At 53.4% G+C, this 20540-nt stretch carries 17 protein-coding genes and 3 tRNA genes; 5 read left to right on the top strand and 15 right to left on the bottom strand.

The genetic code is table 11. The features are described from left to right. Positions 1 to 11: 11 nt before the first annotated feature. The 6 genes from atpC to NTH01S_RS09960 all read right to left on the bottom strand — a co-directional run bounded on the left by atpC (position 12) and on the right by NTH01S_RS09960 (position 5303). Positions 12 to 413, bottom strand: coding sequence for an ATP synthase F1 subunit epsilon (gene atpC, locus NTH01S_RS09985; RefSeq protein WP_068173306.1), 402 nt, complete (start codon positions 411 to 413; stop codon positions 12 to 14). A 5-nt stretch (positions 414 to 418) separates the two neighbouring features. Beyond that, positions 419 to 1882, bottom strand: a complete 1464-nt coding sequence (gene atpD / locus NTH01S_RS09980; RefSeq protein ID WP_068173304.1) for a F0F1 ATP synthase subunit beta — start codon at positions 1880 to 1882, stop codon at positions 419 to 421. A gap of 22 nt (positions 1883 to 1904) precedes the next feature. Beyond that, on the bottom strand, positions 1905 to 2795 hold the full coding sequence (locus NTH01S_RS09975; RefSeq protein ID WP_068173303.1) for a F0F1 ATP synthase subunit gamma: 891 nt from the start codon (positions 2793 to 2795) through the stop codon (positions 1905 to 1907). Between the two features lie 9 nt (positions 2796 to 2804). Next, positions 2805 to 4340, bottom strand: a complete 1536-nt coding sequence (atpA, locus tag NTH01S_RS09970) for a F0F1 ATP synthase subunit alpha (RefSeq protein WP_068173301.1) — start codon at positions 4338 to 4340, stop codon at positions 2805 to 2807. Then, complete coding sequence (gene atpH, locus NTH01S_RS09965; protein WP_245642346.1) at positions 4340 to 4915, bottom strand: ATP synthase F1 subunit delta; 576 nt, start codon at positions 4913 to 4915, stop codon at positions 4340 to 4342. The genes atpA and atpH overlap by 1 nt, the downstream gene beginning before the upstream one ends. A gap of 314 nt (positions 4916 to 5229) precedes the next feature. Further along, positions 5230 to 5303, bottom strand: a tRNA-Gly gene (locus NTH01S_RS09960). A 157-nt stretch (positions 5304 to 5460) separates the two neighbouring features. On the opposite strand from NTH01S_RS09960, the gene NTH01S_RS09955 reads away from it, so the two are divergent. The 3 genes from NTH01S_RS09955 to nusG all read left to right on the top strand — a co-directional run bounded on the left by NTH01S_RS09955 (position 5461) and on the right by nusG (position 6411). After that, positions 5461 to 5537 (top strand) — tRNA-Trp (locus NTH01S_RS09955). A gap of 81 nt (positions 5538 to 5618) precedes the next feature. Further along, the gene (gene secE / locus NTH01S_RS09950; RefSeq protein ID WP_084367295.1) at positions 5619 to 5870 is read left to right on the top strand and encodes a preprotein translocase subunit SecE; all 252 of its coding nucleotides are present in this window, start codon (positions 5619 to 5621) and stop codon (positions 5868 to 5870) included. 10 nt (positions 5871 to 5880) lie between these two features. Further along, positions 5881 to 6411, top strand: a complete 531-nt coding sequence (gene nusG, locus NTH01S_RS09945) for a transcription termination/antitermination protein NusG (RefSeq protein WP_068173299.1) — start codon at positions 5881 to 5883, stop codon at positions 6409 to 6411. A 72-nt stretch (positions 6412 to 6483) separates the two neighbouring features. On the opposite strand, the gene NTH01S_RS09940 is transcribed toward nusG, so the two are convergent. From NTH01S_RS09940 to NTH01S_RS09900, 9 genes are all read right to left on the bottom strand, one after another. Beyond that, the gene (locus NTH01S_RS09940) at positions 6484 to 7080 is read right to left on the bottom strand and encodes a PqiC family protein (RefSeq protein WP_068173296.1); all 597 of its coding nucleotides are present in this window, start codon (positions 7078 to 7080) and stop codon (positions 6484 to 6486) included. A 4-nt stretch (positions 7081 to 7084) separates the two neighbouring features. Next, positions 7085 to 8716 carry a PqiB family protein gene (locus NTH01S_RS09935; protein WP_157070942.1) on the bottom strand — a complete coding sequence of 544 codons (1632 nt, stop codon included), beginning with the start codon at positions 8714 to 8716 and terminating at the stop codon, positions 7085 to 7087. A gap of 38 nt (positions 8717 to 8754) precedes the next feature. Continuing rightward, positions 8755 to 10278 carry a paraquat-inducible protein A gene (locus tag NTH01S_RS09930; protein ID WP_084367292.1) on the bottom strand — a complete coding sequence of 508 codons (1524 nt, stop codon included), beginning with the start codon at positions 10276 to 10278 and terminating at the stop codon, positions 8755 to 8757. Positions 10279 to 10429: 151 nt separating this feature from the next. Then, positions 10430 to 10505: transfer RNA gene (locus NTH01S_RS09925), tRNA-Thr, on the bottom strand. 75 nt (positions 10506 to 10580) lie between these two features. Next, positions 10581 to 12446 carry a DNA mismatch repair endonuclease MutL gene (gene mutL / locus NTH01S_RS09920; RefSeq protein WP_068173292.1) on the bottom strand — a complete coding sequence of 622 codons (1866 nt, stop codon included), beginning with the start codon at positions 12444 to 12446 and terminating at the stop codon, positions 10581 to 10583. A gap of 24 nt (positions 12447 to 12470) precedes the next feature. Further along, entirely contained in the window at positions 12471 to 13046 is a 576-nt protein-coding gene (locus tag NTH01S_RS09915; RefSeq protein ID WP_245642344.1) for a DUF3035 domain-containing protein, read from the bottom strand. 76 nt (positions 13047 to 13122) lie between these two features. Next, complete coding sequence (gene lspA, locus NTH01S_RS09910) at positions 13123 to 13731, bottom strand: signal peptidase II (protein ID WP_245642342.1); 609 nt, start codon at positions 13729 to 13731, stop codon at positions 13123 to 13125. A gap of 50 nt (positions 13732 to 13781) precedes the next feature. Next, entirely contained in the window at positions 13782 to 16616 is a 2835-nt protein-coding gene (gene ileS, locus NTH01S_RS09905) for an isoleucine--tRNA ligase (RefSeq protein ID WP_068173290.1), read from the bottom strand. Positions 16617 to 16746: 130 nt separating this feature from the next. Beyond that, complete coding sequence (locus NTH01S_RS09900) at positions 16747 to 17343, bottom strand: tetratricopeptide repeat protein (RefSeq protein ID WP_169802067.1); 597 nt, start codon at positions 17341 to 17343, stop codon at positions 16747 to 16749. Positions 17344 to 17534: 191 nt separating this feature from the next. Between NTH01S_RS09900 and NTH01S_RS09895 the strand changes: the two genes are divergently transcribed. Beyond that, positions 17535 to 19781 (top strand): TonB-dependent receptor, encoded by a 2247-nt coding sequence (locus tag NTH01S_RS09895; RefSeq protein WP_068173286.1) that lies wholly within the window; start codon positions 17535 to 17537, stop codon positions 19779 to 19781. Positions 19782 to 19797: 16 nt separating this feature from the next. Continuing rightward, on the top strand, positions 19798 to 20478 hold the full coding sequence (locus NTH01S_RS09890; protein WP_068173283.1) for a Fe2+-dependent dioxygenase: 681 nt from the start codon (positions 19798 to 19800) through the stop codon (positions 20476 to 20478). The last annotated feature ends 62 nt before the right edge of the window (positions 20479 to 20540 follow it).

Here is a 20540-nt window from a genome sequence, read left to right as displayed (position 1 = left end):
TTTGTGAAAAATCAACTACCCGCTTCAATCTCAGCGCGTACAGCTTGAAGCTCCAACTCCAAACGCTCCGATGCACTAGGTTCAGAAGGCGTGATTTGCGCCCACTGATGCTCCAGCGTCCCTAAACGTTCACGAGCAGCTTCTGCATCCAGTTCATCAATATGACGCACCGTGTCCGCTAACACCATGCAGCGATCAGCCCCGATATCCGCGAACCCGCCGGATACAAAGAACTCATCAACAACACGATCCGCCTCATACAGCGATACGACACCGCCTGAGAGCTGAAGCATGACAGGCGCATGACCCGGCATCGCCGCAATCTGCCCCTCTCGGCCCGGAAGTACCACCATATCGATCTGACGATCGACATGGTGTTTCTCCGGACTCACAATCTCAACGCGGATAGGCATATTGATCAGCCTTCCTGCTTCATCTTCTCGGCCTTAGCCACAGCCTCATCAATGCTACCTACCATGTAGAAAGCACCTTCTGGCAGATGATCATATTCACCCGCGACGACTGCCTTAAAGGAACGAATCGTATCTTCAAGCGACACAAGCTTACCTGGCGCACCTGTGAAGACTTCAGCAACATGGAACGGCTGAGACAAGAAACGCTGGATACGACGCGCGCGACCAACAATCTTCTTATCTTCTTCAGACAACTCATCCATACCAAGGATCGCAATAATGTCTTGCAAGCCCTTATATGTCTGGAGCGTCTGCTGCACCTTACGAGCAACGTCATAATGCTCTTGACCAACAATCTTCGGGTCCAACGAACGTGACGTTGAATCCAATGGATCAACAGCAGGGTAGATGCCCATTTCAGCAATAGAACGGTTCAGAACCGTTGTTGCATCCAAGTGAGCAAAGGTTGCTGCAGGGGCCGGGTCAGTCAAATCGTCAGCAGGAACGTAAACGGCCTGCACCGACGTAATAGAGCCCTTCTTTGTGGACGTGATACGTTCCTGAAGAGCGCCCATTTCGGTTGCCAGCGTCGGCTGATAACCCACTGCTGAAGGAATACGCCCCAAAAGAGCAGAAACTTCAGAACCAGCCTGCGTGAAACGAAAGATATTATCCACGAAGAACAGAACATCCTGTCCTTCTTCATCACGGAAGTACTCAGCCAAAGAAAGGCCCGTCAGCGCAACGCGTGAACGCGCACCCGGCGGCTCGTTCATCTGACCGTAGACTAGCGCAACCTTAGAACCTTCGGTTGAACCATCTTCTGCAATCTTAATAACGCCAGCATCCTGCATTTCGAAATACAGGTCATTGCCTTCACGCGTACGCTCACCAACACCAGCAAAAACGGACACACCACCGTGTGCTTTTGCAATGTTATTGATCAGCTCTTGAATAATAACGGTTTTACCAACGCCGGCACCACCGAACAGACCAATCTTACCGCCCTTCAGGTACGGGCAGAGTAGGTCAACAACCTTAATACCCGTCACAAGAATTTCAGAAGCAGCGGCCTGATCTTCGAAAGCAGGTGCCTTACGATGAATTGGCAAATACTTGTCAGACGTGATCGGACCGCGTTCGTCGATCGCATCACCAACAACGTTCAGAATACGACCCAACGTTGATGGCCCAACAGGAACCATAATCTGGTTGCCCGTGTCGCGCACTTCTGCGCCACGAATTAAGCCGTCTGTTGCTTCCATGGCAATACAACGGACTTGGCGGTCACCAATTTCTTGGGCCACTTCTAGAACCAGTGTTTCATCACCGTTCTTGACATGCAGCGCATTCAAAATGTGAGGAAGTTCACCCTCAAACTGCACGTCGACAACCGGTCCGCGTACCTGTGTGACACGGCCCACCGCGTTGTTAGCAGCTTGGGCGGGAGAAGAAAGAGTCTCAGACATCGGTGTCGTCTCCTGCGTGATCTCAAACGGCGTCGGCGCCGGAGATGATCTCGATCAATTCGTTAGTAATGTTAGCCTGTCGAGTACGGTTGTACTTCTGAGACAAGCGATCAATAGCCTTGCTCGCATTCCGGCTCGCGTTATCCATAGCGGTCATACGCGCGCCCTGCTCACCAGCAGCACTCTCAAGAAGTGCCGAGAAAATCTGAACCTTCAGATTTCGCGGCAACAATGACTCAAGCAGCGCCGTTTCGTCAGGCTCAAACTCGTACTGCACAGTATCCGCAACAGCTTCATTGTCATTTTGCGGCGCAGCAGAAAGCGGCACCAAAGCTGTGCGCGTTGGCAACTGCGTCATCGCATTGACAAAGCGGTTATACACGAGCGTGCAGCGATCAATTTCGCCTGCTTCTAGCAGAGAAACAATCTTAGCACCGACTTCTTCTGCCTTAGCGAAACCAATATCACGTCCAATGATACCCGTTTCATTTTCCAGCAAAAGGCCCGGAAATTCACGCCCCAAAACGTCTGCACCCTTCCGACCTACCGGAAGAATCCGTACCGTACGACCAGCAGCTTGCAGCTCCTTGATCAACAGACGCACGTTACGCACGACGTTTGCATTAAAGCCACCTGCAAGGCCACGGTCAGACGTCATGGCAACAACCAAATGCGTCTGATCACGTCCCGTACCTGCCAGAAGAACTGGCAGGCTAGAGGCATCCTGATGACGTACTGCCGCAGCCAACTCAGACATCATGCGCCCCATAGCAACAGCATAGGGACGTGATGCCTCAGCATGAGACTGAGCGCGGCGCAGCTTAGAAGCTGCAACCATTTTCATCGCGTTCGTAATCTTTCGCGTCGATTTGACGCCTGCGATCCGACCGCGCAATTCCTTCAGCGAGGGCATGATCGATCCTTACGCGGAGAAACGCTGACCGAATGCTGCTAGCAGCTCTTTAAGCTTGCTCTCGGTTTCCGGCTTAATCTGACGGTCCGAACGAATAGCCGCAAGGATATCCGCACTCGGGCCACGCACTTCACTCAGCAGAGCGGCTTCATACGCAACCACTTGATCCACTGGAACCGTATCCAGATAACCACGTGTACCTGCGTACAGAACAACAACTTGCTCTTCCACTTGAAGCGGTGACGTTTCTGGTTGCTTCAACAGCTCCACCAAACGCGCACCACGGTCCAGTTGACGGCGTGTCGCAGGGTCCAAATCAGAAGCAAACTGCGAGAACGCAGCCATTTCACGATACTGAGCCAGTTCCAACTTCACCTTACCAGCAACCTGCTTCATCGCTTTGATCTGCGCAGCAGAACCAACACGAGACACAGAGCCACCAACGTTCACAGCAGGGCGAATACCCTTATAGAACAGATCCGTCTCAAGGAAGATCTGGCCATCTGTAATCGAAATGACGTTTGTTGGGATGTATGCAGCTGTATCGCCCGCTTGTGTTTCAATAACCGGCAGTGCCGTCAGTGAACCACCACCATTGGCGTCAGACATCTTAGCCGCACGTTCCAGCAAGCGTGAGTGTAGATAGAACACATCACCTGGGAAAGCTTCACGTGCAGGCGGACGGCGCAGCAGCAAAGACATCTGACGGTAAGCAACAGCTTGCTTAGACAGATCATCATAGCACACCAGAGCATGCATCCCGTTATCACGGAAATACTCACCCATTGCACATGCTGTGTACGGCGCAAGATACTGCATAGGAGCAGCATCAGAAGCTGTAGCAGCCACAACGATGGAGTATTCCATCGCGCCTTGTTCCGTCAGTGTACGAACAAGGTTCGCAACCGTTGAACGCTTCTGACCAACAGCAACATAAATGCAGTACAGAGACTTTTTCGGGTCACCTTCAGCATTCACCGTCTTCTGAGCGACAATCGTGTCCACCAGAATAGCGGTCTTACCCGTCTGACGGTCACCGATAATCAACTCACGCTGACCACGACCAACAGGAACAAGCGCGTCAATCGCCTTGATACCCGTTTGCATTGGCTCACTAACGGACTGACGCGGCATAATGCCAGGCGCCTTAACTTCAGCGCGACGGTATTCAACATCCGTCAGCGGGCCGCGACCATCGATCGGATTACCGATACCGTCAACAACACGCCCCAGAAGACCCTTGCCTACTGGAACCTGAACAACTTCCTTCGTACGAAGAACTGTGTCGCCTTCACGCACTTCATCGCCGTCACCGAAAAGCACAACACCAACGTTGTCTGCTTCAAGGTTCAGCGCCATGCCCTTCAGGCCACTACCCTCGAACTCAACCATTTCGCCAGCCATGACGTTGGTGAGCCCGTAAACGCGCGCAATACCATCACCAATTGACAGCACCGTTCCTGTTTCAGAAACAGTTTCAGCACTGTCAAAAGACGCGATTTGCTGCTTGAGGATGTCCGAAATCTCGGCGGGACGGATATCCATCACGCGGCTCCCTTCATAGCGTTCTGCAGGCGAGTGAGACGCCCAGCGATCGAGGTATCAAACAAAGTAGATCCAACACGCACCGTCATGCCACCAATCAAAGCAGGCTCTACCTGCTCCACCAGTGCAACACGACTATACCCAGCTTCGGCAAGACGCACTTGAAGCTGAACACGCTGCGCATCAGAAAGAGGTTGTGCGGAACGGATTTCTGCAACGCTCTCACCACGAAGAGCGGCGTCATAGGCAAGAATACCGTCAAGAACATCACCAAGAAGCGCTAATCGGCTATTTTGTGACACGACCCCGATCAAACGCCGGAGTGCATCACTCAAACCAAAGCGCTCCACCAGTGCGCCCACAACGCGATCAGCGCTTTTTTGATCAATCCGCACATCATTCAAAAATGCCCGGAGATCATCACTTGCACCCAAGGCGTCGCGCAGCGCACGCACCTGAGGGACAACTTCAGCCAATCCGCCTTGCTCGGAGACGTAATCGTAAAAAGCCCGGGCATAACGCCCTGCTGCACCGTTTACGGCCCCCATTTGCGGCACCTGTGTTACCGTCGTCACACGCGTGTTCCGTCTCTGTTATCTCTACCGCACATGCGGCCGGGCGCTGAAGAACCAGCCCCCGTGCTTCTGATTAATCCGATCATACTCGGCCACACCTTTGTTATCTACAAAAAGCATAACTCACGACAGTATGATCATCCACACTGGGCAGCGTCTAGCACGCCTCCCCGATTTGGCGCAACCAATGCTCATGCAAATCCTGCGCCGCGAAATATAGATTTTTCACAACAGACAGATATATCACACACCGAGCGGCACCAACCTTACAGAACGGCTTTTAGGTGTAACTAATTTTTTCTGATGGAGTAATCTGGAGCGGGCGAAGGGAATCGAACCCTCCTCAGAAGCTTGGAAGGCTACTGCATTACCACTATGCTACGCCCGCTCAGATGAGTTGCTCATTTAACGCATCTCCCATGTCGGCACAAGATTCTTTTTTCAGATAAAATTTTGCAGCAATAGCGCTTGACTTTCTTCTCAAAGTATTCTCTTTTCCCTCCATCGTCACAACGTTACTTCGTTCAGAAAAACGTTTTGACAAAAGGGGTGTAGCTCAATTGGCTAGAGCGCCGGTCTCCAAAACCGGAGGTTGCGGGTTCGAGACCCTCCACCCCTGCCACTCCGCCTTCTGCGGCAGTTCAGCGATCTTTAGGTTCGTGAGCCGCAGGGTGCGGCATCTCACTTGAATTCGAGGATCACGGTGTCGGTCAGTACCCCGCAAGGCGAGTCGCGTAAGACGACGCCACAGAATAACGGTTCAGGCTTTAATCCGCGCTCTTACCTCAAAGAGGTCCGTGCAGAAGCGCTCCGCGTAACGTGGCCTACACGGCGCAACACCATGATCACGACCGGTGCGGTGCTCCTTATGGCAACCATCACCTGCATTTTCTTCTTTATCGTGGACCAAGCCATCGGCCTTGGGGTTCGCGAACTTTTTGGCGTCGGAGGCTAAGACAAGCAACATGGCAAAACGTTGGTATGTAGTTCACGTCTATTCCGGCTTTGAGAAGAAAATCGCCAGCCACATTCAAGAGCAAGCTGCGCAAAAAGGTCTTTCAGATCACTTTGAACAAATTCTTGTTCCTTCTGAAGACGTGACCGAAATACGCCGAGGCCGCAAGGTCAACGCTGAACGCAAGTTCTTCCCGGGTTATGTTCTCGTAAAAATGGAACTGACCGACGAAGCTTGGCACTTGGTAAAAGATACCCCCAAGGTCACCGGATTCTTGGGATCACGCAATAAGCCAAGCCCGATCACAGCTGCCGAAGCTGAGCGCATCATGAAACAAGCTCAAGAAGGTGTCGAGCGCCCACGCTCTACGCTTACCTTTGAGATTGGCGAGCAGATTCGCGTGGCTGACGGCCCATTCACCTCCTTCAATGGCATGATTGAAGACGTCGATGACGAACGTCAGCGCCTAAAGGTCAGTGTTTCTATCTTCGGACGCTCTACCCCCGTGGACCTCGAGTTCACTCAGGTAGAAAAGCTCTAAACGACCAATATACATCTCAATAAAAAAGGGCCTCGCATAGAGGCCCTTTTTTATAACCTTCTCACGCCGCCCTCACGGCACATCATGCAATTTCTCTGCTAGTGCATCAGCCATTACAGAGACGCCATGGCTCAAATCAGCGACCAGGTGGCCAGTATTCTGATCAACACTTGCCACGCTATGCCACTCAAAAGGCTGCAATAAAACACCGCCCGTACCATCACGACGATGCACCGTTAACGCACCCGAAATATAAGCGCGCCCCTGCTCATCAGCCTCGAAGTTACGCAGCGTAATTTCAACAAACACCGTAGGTGACGCCGTAACAGCATCATTTTGTGCATACACATGACTTTGCGGTAAACGCACCGTCAAATCCGTGGTCACAATATGCGCCAGCATCTCAGGAAGAGGTTCACTCCAGCTATCACCCTGTGCAATATGCGTCCTGTATCCACGATCACCTAAAACGATCGTATCACGATCCAGACGTGACGGGATGACAGGCGTCACAACTTCCACAACAATTGGAGTACCCTGCACAACACGTCCCCCTTGCGGGGCTAACGTGTATAATGCAGGTGAAGTGCTGCTACAGGCAGCCACCCCGAAGAGCATCATAGATACCGCACCTACGTGCCCTAAAACCTTCCGCATAGGATGGCGCATCGCTTTAATTCCTACGTCCCGTCACAAGTGATGAAGGGTGATGGTCCAGATAATCGGTTAACAAACGCATAGAACGCGCCGTCTGAGTTAACTGCACAATCATCGTTTGCAGGTTACGGTGAAAGTCCGTGTCCCCACCATACGCACCCAGCACAGACTGCGCATTGGTCAATGCTCCCTGAAGCGCACTCATCATCGCTGGCAAATGCTCATTTGCTGTTTTCGTCACATCATCTAAATGGCGCAGAGAATCACGTAAGGCCACAAGCGATTCTGTGACTTCCCGACTCTTCAGACGGCCATCTGCATGTGCCAAAAGCGCATTAACATGCTCCCCGATCTGCGTCAGTGGCATCGCCGCGACTTTATCCGTAATCGTGGACACAGAGGCCATAATACCATCCACACCACCCGGCTGACTTGGCAGCACAGCAGCATCACCTTCATAGGTTAACGTTGCTGGTTTCGCATGTTTAATAAACTGCAAGGCAATCAACGATTCCCCCGTCAGAAAACTCGCACTCTCAACAGAAGCACGCATGCCGCTCGCAACAAAATCTTCCAGATACTGAGCCCCCTCCCCCGTACGGGCCACCACATCATCATCAGACATAACCCGCTCAGGCTCTAGCTCCATAGCCACACGAATACGCGGCGGCTGCCCCACGCCACGCATTTGCAAACGCACTTCGGTGACAGTACCAATTTGCAAGCCGAACATACTGACCTGACTGCCGGCCGTCAGCCCTTTCACGGACGTATCCACATAAGTCACAGCTAAGAGGCGATGATGATAGCGCGCTGTATCCGCTTCAGCTTGACTGCCATAGAGCTTAAAAACAGAATTGGCCGGAGCAACTGGTCCGCTCGCACTCTGCATTGACCCCGAGGACCCAAACGCGACACCACCAGAAAACAAAGCCTGAATCGACTGCATCTGCACCTTCAAACCACCAGCACCTAAGCCAACTTGCAAGCCCGAGACATTCCAAAAACGGCTATCCGTCCGGAGATAATGATCATAGGGCGCCTTAACAAAGACTTGCAGGACAATCGGCCCATCCCCCCCTGGTGGCATAGTATACCCAAGCACTTCACCCACTGTGACATCACGAAAAAAAACGGGGGCCCCTTGCCCCAAAGAACCCAAGTTCGGAGAAACTAGCCAAAACGTACTACCCGGCTGATCCGACCGAACGCCCGGAACCGATTCCAGCCCTCGAAATTCTGTCTGGTAACGCCCACCTGCCCCACCGGGATCAATCGCAATATACGCTCCCGATAAGAGCGTATCCAACCCTGTGATACTCGTCCCATTAATACGAGGCTTTACCACCCAAAAACGCGTCTTATCCGTCAAAACACGCGCACTATCAGCATTCATCTGAACGCGCGCCGTCACATGCCGCATGTCATCACTCAATGTGACATCCTGCACAGTACCGAGAGTAACCGCTTTATTCTTAACCTGCGTTTGCCCCGGCGTAAGTCCATCTGCCGTATCAAACGTAATCGTAATTTCAGGGCCACGCGTAGCAAAATGCTTCCAAGCCAGCCAACCTGTAATGGCAATCGCCAAGATAGGGATTAATAATATCAACGAAAAACGCGTACGGCGCGCTGACGCTTCAGGCATAGGGAGAGGCGCATTTTCGCGCTCAGAGGGACGTTCAGTCACGCGTGTTCGGGCTCCATATCATTATGATCAGGTGGTTGTTGGCCCTTTGAAAGCGGCGCTTCAACCGGCGTCCTTCCTTGTGTTGCAGCACAAACGGCCGCCTCTTTATAAACACGCCACTCATGCTCATACATATTCGGCGCGGCATCATTTAGCCCCGCAGCATCCCACATACCACGCGGGTCAAAACGCTCTGCGGCAAAAATTGTAAGCACAACCACCAGCGCAAAGCACACTATGCCCAACTCTGCATGCACATTGGCCATAAAACCAAAGCGCACAACGGCACACAAAATCGAAATCATAAAGACGTCAATCATAGACCATCGTCCTATAATTTCTACCGCACGGTACAACTTCCCCAAGAAAACAAGAGGCTTCCGCACCTTCAAGCGCGTCGCTACCAGCATACTCGCCAAGGCCAGAATTTTAAGAACAGGCACCGTAATACTGGCAAACAAAACGAGAAGCGCTAGCGGAATCATATCCGCCTGCCACAACTCAATAACGCCGCTCATAATCGTACTGGGCGAACCTGACCCAACCTTACTGTATGTCATAATGGGGAAAAGGTTCGCAGGGATATAAAGTGTAATGCCCGCAATCAAGAAAGCGGCGGAGGCCACAAAACCATTTTTCTTACGCCGCCGCAAAATTTGTCCACAACGCGGACAGTCTCCCAAATCCGCCTGCGCCTCCACAGGATGGTCAAACGCCATCACCAAAGAACAACAAGTACACGATACAGCATGGCGAGAGGGCGGCAACACATCACACTGCCGGTCGGCATGAGCAACATCAAACAAACGCCCACACTGCCCATCTACCGTCTCACGCAAAGCGCGATTATTCCATATGAGTTCATCATCAAACGTAGAATCAAGCGTAGCCATCGTGATCATCAGCGCACCGAGCAGATACACCCCCGGCTGTAGCGTCACCACCGCCAGCTCGACCAGCTTTGTATAAGCAACAAGAACGCCGAGTACATAGACTTCCACCATTGACCAAGCGCGGAGCCTCTCATACCAAGCCAGTAAACAAGGCACCCAATCCGGCATACGCTTCCGGGATGCGCCATATAAAATGGCCCCCATCAAAGCAATAGCAACGCCCGGCATCACAATGGTCACAAACGCCACCAAAAGAGCAATGCCACCATACCCTTGATGCGCCAGTTCTTCCGGGCCAGCCCACAGAGAAACCGTGTTCTCACGCCCATACACATTTAACGTCATGAGCGGATCAAGAAGCAGCACCAAATATAAAGCCGCCGCCGTCATACATAATGCAACCGGCGTGCCGATCACCGATGTCCGGCGGCGACGCGCCAATTGTGTGCCACAACGTACACAATCCACAGAATAGCCCGGCCGGATCTCAGGAAGCATCTGCACCTGCCCGCAAACCGGACATTCCCGCGCACCTTCCAACACCAACAAAGAATCATGCGGCGCCTGACTTTGCGGTGACAAATGAACGGCTCTTTGCCACAACTGTTTGTGGAACTGCTTGCTCATGCTTCTCCTCAGCGCGTCTATCGCACGCCTAGGCTACGTCAAACCGTACACAGCTCAAACCTATATTGAGCAGAGCTCAGCGAAAACTCACAAAGCTACTAGGATGTTCAAGCTTTGTACACACTGTCTATTTTTTAGGGAATAACCTCAATGGTGCCGGAGAAGAGATTCGAACTCCCGACCCCATCATTACGAATGACGTGCTCTACCAGCTGAGCTACACCGGCCTTCCATTGAGGTGAGGGCGTTTTAGCGATCTCCCCCTTCCCTGACAAGCCCCTATTTTCAAAAAATGATGCTTTTTACGTAATACGCCCGAAAAGACGCTCTATTTCTGTGCGCGTAAGCTTCAACCATGTGGGCCGACCATGTGAGCACGTATTCGCGCGTGGTGTTCGCTCCATCTCCCGCAACAAAGCATTCATCTCTTCCGCCTTCAAACGGCGCCCAGCCCGAATACTGCCATGGCAGGCCATCCGAGCCAGAACGGCATCGAGCTTCCGAGCAAAACTTTCTGTCGTCGCGGCATCCAAGTCTGGATCTTGCGCCAACTCATCCGCAACATCTTTTAACAAGGCAACCATATCGGCCTTGCCCAAGAGCGCAGGCACAGCCCGCAGCAGCACACTTCCCGGCCCAAAGGCTTCAACCACAAGGCCAAGCGCTTCCAAATCATCGACACGCGCCAACAAAGCATCCGCCTCACGCTGCGGCAAATCCACCACTTCTGGCAGCAAAAGAGCCTGAGCTTTTAACGCGCCTTTTGCCTGCTGTTCCCGCAAACGCTCATGCGTCAACCGCTCATGCGCGGCATGCTGGTCGACCAAAACCAAATCACCATCTGGCGCGACAGACAAAAGATAAGTGTCAAAAATCTGAGCAACTGCCGCCCCCAACGGAAAAGCTGCACTGTGAACCGACGCCCCCCGTTCATCGTCTAACGGAACACGTGCAGCAGGCTCAAAATGGCGATCAAGCTCCGCAAACCCTGGTGCCGACTTCTCTTCAGAAGGCGGCCTTACACGCACGCCCATCCCCACGCGCTCGCCAGAGCGCTCTGACTCTGCCCAAGATGAGGGAACATAAGAGGATGTTTCCGCAGCACGAGACGGATAGACAATCGAAGACCGTCCCCCCAAACGCGCCTGCACCCCTCCTCCTCCAGAACCATGCCCTAAGGCACGCCCTAAACCGCCAATGATCAATGCCTTCACATCTGATTCATCTGCAAAGCGCAATTCCGTCTTGGCCGGATGCACATTTACATCCAAACGCTCCAACGGCACCGTAATGTTAAGCGCATGCACAGGAAAGCGCCCTTGTGTGATCACTGGCCTATACGCCACACGAATCGCGGTACGCAGCATAGGGTCCGTCACCGGGCGACCATTGACCTGAATAAACTGCCCAGCCCCCGTTGCCCGTGTACGACCCGGCCCACACGCATAACCTGACAAGCGCAGCACACCACGCTGCTCATCCAAGGGCAGCAGAAGGTCAGACGGTGTATCCAAAACCGATGATGCCCGCGCCAAAGGACTCTGCTCGGGCACGTCAAACAACACACGGTCATCCAACACAACACGCATGGCACAATGCGGCGCACTTAAGGCCAAACGCCGCATCACAGCTTCAGCATGCCCCGTCTCAACCCGTGGCGATTTTAAAAATTTCCGACGTGCCGGTGTGGCAAAAAACAAATCCGTAACGACAATCCGCGTACCCACAGGCCCCGAGGCAGGCTCAGGCGGGGTGATAACACCCCCCTCAACCCGTAAACACCACGCCGTCTCATCCCCTGCAATACGCGATGTCATGGCCAAACGGGCACTCGCCCCAATAGATGGCAGCGCCTCCCCACGGAAACCCAGCGTGCGAATTTGGACGAGGCGTTCATCGTGCAACTTAGACGTACAATGACGTTGAACCGCGAGCTCCAAGTCCTGCGGCGTCATACCGCAGCCATCATCCGTCACATCAATGCGGTCAACACCACCGCCACGCAGCGCTACGACGATACGCCGCGCCCCTGCGTCCAATGCATTTTCAACAAGTTCTTTGAGAGCTGCGGCGGGGCGTTCAATCACCTCACCCGCAGCAATCAGGTCAATAACGTGACCTGATAAGGGCCGAATAACTGGCCGTTCACGCCCTGCAAGATCACTCATACAAAAATGCGCGTACCCCCAACGTTAGAAAACGCCGAGAAAATGACCCGTTTTTTTCGTAACTGTTGGTGTCGCACCCGTCGTTGGCTTGCGACCCAACGCGGTGTTCTCACGAATGCGACGGTTCTCACCGTCACCATCCACAATGCCACCAGCCTTACCACCAGACCAAAACATCAGATTATCAACAAAACCGGCATCGGCATTGCCTAGTTCGGCATTATCTGACGCACCGGCGGCCTGTGTAGCTTGCCCAACCAGCGCCGTCTGCCCCTGACTGCCACTGCCTGTCACAGGATGCAGCGCCGTATCTGGTGAGAGCGTTTCTAACGCCTGCATGCGCGGGCTTTCATCCGGACGATGCGCATCTGCCGCACCGGGAAGCTGCATCTTCTCTGATGGCGGCATAGAAAGCGGCGCACGCGTAGTCACAGTGTACTCGTCAGGCATAATGCGTTCCATGCCAAAAGCACGCGTTACATCATCCCCTGAACAACCGGAGAGCATCACCCCAAAAGAAGCAACGGCACCAATCTGGGCACATAAACGAACAGCGGGAATACGAAAAAAGCGCATGGTCAGACCCTGAAAGGCGATCACAATTCAGATACTCCTACCGTCCCAAGCCTTGAGGGGCAAGCTATGAGACACATTTGCATAAATGTTCTACTCCGCTTTACGGCGCAGAACGCTGCCTCTCGGACAAAAAACTATCCAACATCCACACAGCCACACCGCAAACAATGGCCGAATCCGCAATGTTAAACACATACCATGACCAGCCAAAAGCATGGGCATGCAAGAAATCAACCACCGCACCGAAACGGACACGGTCAATCACATTGCCCAATGCACCACCAGCAATCGCCCCTGCCGCGGCGGCCACAAGCGAGCGCGATGTCCGCGCCATACACACTAGAAGCAAAACAACAGCCGCCAGAGAAACAGCCTCAAAAATCAACGGCCCTTTACTGCCCAACCCACCAAACATGCCAAACGTCACAGCATGATTCCACACCATGGTGAAATTCAAGAAGGGCAGTACTTCAACCGAGCCGCGTGCAGGCAGGTCATAGCCATAGAGAATCCAATTCTTGCTCAGTTGATCTGCAACCAAGACAAAAACCAGAAGCAACACACCCAGAATGATCCGCCCTGACCGACCCTTGCTCAACAAACGCCTAAATCCTCGCACTAAAAAGGCACATAGAACACACAGTACAATCGCGCCTGCAATATAGTTCCCCACTTCCGTCATCAGAAGGAGGCGCAATACTGCAAGCACAAATCTGCCAATAAAACCAACAAGATCCTCGACTGCGTGTCCCACCCACCTTAGGCCACAACACTCACACAACGGCGGCAGAGCGCTGAATGCTCTTCATGCTCGCCCACTTCTGGCAGAACCTTCCAGCAGCGTGCACATTTTTCACCAGCAGCACGCTCCACCTTTGGCACAGCATGCTCTGCTTCTGCATCTGTCAGAGTAACCTGAGACGCAATCAGCAACTCCGCCCAATCCAGTGACGTATCACCAAACCGCGCACGCTCTTCTGCTGTTAATGGCAGTGTCACTTGCGCTTCCAAAGAAGACCCAATCACACCATCCCGACGCGCCGTCTCCAACTCCGTCGTCACAACGCGGCGATACGCACGGATATGATCCCATGCTTCCCCAAGCGCTGTATCATGCCATTCTGCTTTTGGCTCAAAGAAGCCTTCTAAATGGATGCTGCTTTCTTCACCAAACCGTGCCTGCCACGCTTCTTCCGCTGTAAAGACAAGCACAGGCGCTAACCATGTGCAGAGCGAACGATGCAGCACATCCAACACCGTACGCACAGCACGGCGCGTCGGGTCGGACGGCGCATCACAATACAGCGCGTCCTTACGAATATCGAAGTAAAACGCCGAAAGATCAGTTGTACAGAAACCATGCAGTGCCGGATACACACCAACCCATTGATGCGTCTCCACCGCACGCGCAATCAACCCATGCAGTTCAGACAAGCGATGCAGGATATAACGCTCCAAAGGCGGCAATTCAGCATAAGGAACGATTTCTTCCTCAGCAAAACCTTCCAGCGCACCCAGCAACCAACGCAACGTATTACGCAGGCGGCGATACAACTCGCCCTGCTGCTTCAGAATGTCATTGCCGATACGCAGATCTTCGTTCGTGTCTGAGTTCAAAATCCATAAACGCAGAATATCTGCCCCCAATGAACCCCAAACATCAGCAGGCGCCACGACATTGCCCAAAGACTTGGACATTTTGCGCCCCTGCTCATCCAGCACGAAGCCATTGGTCACAACAGCTTTGTACGGAGAAACACCACGCGTCCCGACACCTTCCAACAAGGAAGACTGGAACCAACCACGATGCTGATCAGACCCTTCAAGATACAAATCAGCCGGAACATTCATGTTCTCTTGGCCTTCGATGAAGGTATGACTTGAGCCAGACTCAAACCACACATCCACGATATCAAAGACCTGCTCGTAATCCGCCGGATCACGCCCTTCCCCAAGGAACTGGGCCGGATCAGCTTCATACCAAACATCTGCCCCCTTTTCCTTGAAGGCTTCGACGATACGCGCCATCACAGCCGGGTCCCGCAGCACTTCACCCGTCCGCTTTTCAACGAAGACGGCAATCGGCACGCCCCATGCACGCTGGCGCGAAATACACCAGTCCGGACGCTGCTCCACCATAGACGTCAAACGACGGCGTGCGGATTCCGGCACAAAGGTCACATCATCCAGCGCTTTAAGCGCCTTATCCCGCAGCCTCTGCTCACCATCCATGGCAATGAACCATTGTGGCGTCGCACGGTAAATAACCGGCGCTTTTGAACGCCATGAATGCGGGTAAGAATGCAGCACCTTACTACGCGCCATCAGCCCCGTTGCGGCCCCGCCAGCACGCTCAGCCTCATCACGCACATCATCGAGCAAAGCACAAACCGGGTCAGACGCCTTAAACACATGCGTTCCCGCCAAATGCGGCACCCAAGCAGCATAACGGCCATCATCCAGCACCAATTCCGGCACTTCAATCCCATGAGCACGGCCAACAATAAAGTCATCCACACCATGCGATGGCGCCGTATGCACCAGACCCGTACCCGCATCCGTCGTTACAAAATCTGCGGAGAGCAACGGCACATCATGCTCATAACCGCGGCCGCGCCATGGATGCGCGCAGACCACACCATCCAACGCGCTGCCCGGCAAGGTGTACAGCACATGATGCGCTGCAATGCCGACCTGCTGGCAGAAACCTTCAGCCAAATCTTCCGCGACGAGAAGCTTAGCACCCACCGGCACCTTGCTGCCTTCAGTCGTCTCATCAACCCGCACCACAACATAAGTGATTTCGGGGCCAAAGGTGATGGCGCGGTTTGCCGGCATGGTCCAAGGCGTGGTCGTCCAGATCACGGCAGACACATCAGCCAGTGCCTTACCCGGCGTCGTGTCTTTAACCACTGGGAAGGCCACATGAATCGTGGTGGATTCAATGTCGTGATATTCGATTTCTGCTTCTGCCAGCGCGGTTTTTTCAACCGGGCTCCACATCACAGGGCGCAAACCACGGTACAAGCCACCATTCAGCAGAAAACGTCCAATTTCCTGAACGATCTTCGCTTCTGACGCAAAATCCATCGTGACGTAACGATGAGCCCACTCCGCCTGAACACCAAGACGCTTAAAGTCGTCTGCCTGCTTCGCCACCCATTGCGCCGCATACTCACGGCACTCTGCACGGAATTGCAAAAGCGGCACTTCGTCCTTGTTCTTCCCAGCCTTGCGGTACTGCTCTTCAATCCGCCATTCAATCGGCAGACCATGACAGTCCCAACCCGGCTGATACCGCACAGCATAACCTGACATACGATGCGCACGGTTCACCACGTCTTTCATGACCTTATTCAGGGCATGACCGATATGAATGTGACCATTCGCATAGGGAGGGCCATCATGCAGCGTAAAGACCGGGCGCCCTGCCTCTGCCGCTCTCATCTGTCCGTCCAGATCTATCGCATCCCAGCGCTCCAATGTTGCTGGCTCGCGCTTCGGAAGGCCACCACGCATTGGGAATGCAGTACGTGGCAAAAACACAGTCTGGCGATAGCGTTCCTGTTGTTCTTTAAAACTGGCGTCGGACATGGAAAAAACGGCCTCGTTTGGTCAGGCGTAAAAGCAAATGTGTTTCATATGGAGAGCGAGAGGCAATGTGGTCAAGTCCACTCTCCCCCCTTAGCGCCCTTATGCCTTACTAAATCACCGTTTTCTGAAATTATTCCGCCAAGCGGCGAAGCAAATTCTGCGCCTCTTTATGCTGGCTTAAGTGCTGAAGAATAGCGCGCATCGCCTCTCGAATATCAGGCGTGGCCTCAGATAATGCCCTCCCCCACCACTGAAAAGCCTCTTCCAATGCTCCTCGCTCCGCCAAAAGCACCGCATAATTATGCTGCCCCCGGTAATCTCCCTGCTCGGCCGAGCGCAAATACCACGCCGCCGCAGCCGCACGATTAGGCAAACACCCCCACCCTTCTTCCAAACAACGCGCCACCAAATTCATAGACTTCGCATGTCCACGCCGCGCCGCTTGCTCAAATAAGAGAAACGCCCGCGCACGATCTTGCAGTACACCGCGCCCACGCAGCACCATATTCGCCAGATTATACCGCGCCCAATCATCGCCCAGCACTACGGCAGCTTCATAAGCCCGCACAGCACCCGGCCAATCTACCGCACCACCCCAGCCCCGCTCCAAACAACGCCCCAACATATTCAGCGCAGGCGGAAACTGCGCTTCAGCCGCAATGCGGAACCAGTCCCGCGCACCACTCAAATCTGGTGCCTGCCCTACCTCTGGATCACCATCCAGCAAGATCTGCCCCCATAACGTTTGAGCAGCGACATCGCCGCGCGCAGCATCCTGACGAATCTTAAATCTTTTTTCATAACAAAGTTTTTCAGAATGCGTGTCGGCAGGGCAACAGAGGTGTGACATCCGTATTGCAAACAATTCTCATTACCTATAGCGAGTTGTTGCGATTTATTATCACATACAGGTTATTTATGACTACATCTTCAACATGTAACGATTCGTCGCCTTTCGCGCCATCACATCGTAGCCCGACGCTCGGCCTTGTTCTGGCAGGTGCCTGCCTTCTTCCACGCATGGCATTGGCAGACACTACAGAGACCGACAAACAACACCATCACCCCCACCATCATGGTCAAGACGATCATAATGACCTGACCGAGCGCGATGGCCGCGACAGCACCAGCGTCGAAAACCTTCAGGTCATCGGCCATGCGCATGACTATCAAGAACTGCAACCGCACCTTGATCGTATCCGCACCTCACTGATCAACACGCCTCAAACAATCATTGAAGTGCCCAAGCAGGTCATGGCAGACCAAAACACCGTTAGCATGACGCAAGTCCTGCAAACGGTTCCAGGTGTGTCCATTGCTGCGGGTGAAGGCGCGCAACAAGGCGATAACCTCTCCATTCGCGGTTTTAACGCTCAGAACGATTTCTACCGTGATGGCATGCTGGATTTCGGCAGCTATTATCGTGACCCGTTCGACCTTGAAACGGTCGAAGTCCTCAAAGGCCCATCAGGTGCACTGTTTGGTCGTGGTTCCACCGGCGGTGTCATTAACGAAGTCACCAAACGTGCTGATATGATGTCCCGCACCGAAGGCAGCGTCTCCTTCGGCACCGACGGCACACAACGTGCAACCGCTGATGTCAGCCGCAACTGGAGCGTTCTGGGCGGTACCGCTTTCCGTATCAACGCGATGGCAAACCAGTCCAACACAGCAGGTGTTGGTTATGAACACCCGCGCCGTTACGGCATTGCTCCGTCACTCGCTTTTGGCCTGAACACCAGCACACGCCTGCATATCGATGAATTCTGGCAGCAGAATTATGATTCTCAGTCCTACGGCCTCCCTTGGCTGAACGGCTCCCCTGCTCCCGTCAAGCGTAGTAACTATTACGGTTATCAAGGCGATTATCAAAAAGCGGATGTCAGCATTTCAACGATCCGTCTTGAGCATGACCTGAGCCAAAACATCACGATCCATGATCAGTTCCGGTACTCATACTACCAGCCACGCCAACGCGCTGTTGAACCTGAAATCCTGGGTTACACACCTTATGTTGACGTCGTTCCGGCAGGCACACCACTGTCTTCCATTCAAGCATCACGTAACGTGTTGGCTCTGTCAGGTGAATCCAGCCTAATTGATAACCAGACCGAACTCGCTGCAACCTTCCATACCGGTGCCATCAAACATGAACTGATGGCCGGCATGGAAGAGCAACGCCAGATGGCCGACATTACGCGCTATAACTACCTGCCGCGCAGCAAAACATCACTGCTCACCCCAGCAGATGACGTCGCCGTCCCTATGGCACCAACATTACGCGCCGTCTCAGGTGCTGTTTCAACCGATTACGCACCCTATATCAACGACCAGATCAGCTGGAAGAAATTCCAGATCCTCGGCGCTTATCGTTTTGATGATTACACGACCAATTACCACGAGAACATTACCCGCGTGAATGTAGGCCGCACCGACAAACGCTCCACCTTCCGTACAGCCTTCGTCTATACACCAACCGATAATAGCTCGGTGTATTTCTCATACGGCACGTCCTTTGACCCATCCGGTGAGAATGTTGCTCTGACAGCTGCTACCGCCAAGCTACAGCCACAACTCTCCCACACCTATGAGTTAGGCTCAAAATGGAACGTACACGGCCTGTCCATCAGTGGCGCTCTGTATAAAATCGTTATGGACAACGTGCGTGAAACCAATCCGAACGATGCCACCAGCATGATCAATGCCGGTACCTATCGTTCACAAGGTTTCGAACTGTCCTTGGCTGGCCACATCACCAAGCAACTCAGCGTCTTCGGCGGTTACGCTTATGATGATGCAACAGTCATCAAGTCACCGAGCCCATTGGAACTCGGCAACCAGCCGCCTAATGCTCCAAAGCACACGCTCTCCATGTGGTCCGAATACCGCTTTGACAGCATCCCACTGGAACTCGGCGCAGGCGTAAACTACTCTTCCAGCCGTACAGCCAGCTCTTACCCAGTATCCGGTACAACCATTATCGAACGCGCGCCCGGTTACGTAACCGCACAGATCATGGCAAAATACCGTATCAATCAGCACCTCACCGCACAGGCGAACCTGACAAACATCTCAAATGAGTTGTATTATGCTGGACTGCACCCCACGCATATCGTCGTCGGGCCAGGCCGCGCTGCCCTGTTCTCTTTGAGCGCACATTACTGATCAGGAGCCCTGTTTCATGCTCATCCATATCCCCGGTGTTCTCGATCGTGATGCCGTCCGCCAGTGGCGGGAACGCCTCACCCTCGCACCATGGACGGATGGGCGTGCAACAGCAGGGCACCAATCCTCTCGGGTGAAACATAATATGCAGATCCCAGAGGATGATCCCCTCGCCATTCAATTCGGCGATGAGCTTGCAACACGTTTGGGCAGAACACCGGAATTCGTTTCCGCAGCCCTGCCCAAACGGATCTATCCGCCCATGTTGAGCCGGTATCAAGCAAGCGAAAACCAGCATTTTGGCACACATGTCGATAATGCCATTCGCTACGACAAACGCGGCACCATCCGCGCTGATCTCTCCTCAACACTCTTTCTGTCTGATCTTGATGAGTATGAGGGCGGCGAACTCACCATCGAAGATAATTTCGGCGCGCGGAAACTCCGCTTCCCTGCGGGAGACATGGTGCTTTACCCATCCTCCTCTTTGCACAGCGTCTCTCCGCTCACGCGTGGCGAACGCTTTGCAGCCGTTTTGTGGACGCAAAGCCTCATTCGAGACCCCATCATCCGCGAAACACTCTACACATTGGATCAAAACATCCGCGCTCTTGCCGCAGACGCAGCAGAAGACCCGCGCGTTTTATCGCTGACGAACGTGTATCATAACCTCGTCCGCCACCACGCTGAGCCTTAAAGAAACGCTCTTTACTGCGGTGTATTGTTTCCTGCTTCACATCTGCGTGGAGTCGGGTTTTG

The organism is Neokomagataea thailandica NBRC 106555 (assembly GCF_001598495.1).
Taxonomy (GTDB): domain Bacteria; phylum Pseudomonadota; class Alphaproteobacteria; order Acetobacterales; family Acetobacteraceae; genus Gluconobacter; species Gluconobacter thailandicus_A.
This window is presented reverse-complemented; position numbering and strand designations above follow the sequence as displayed.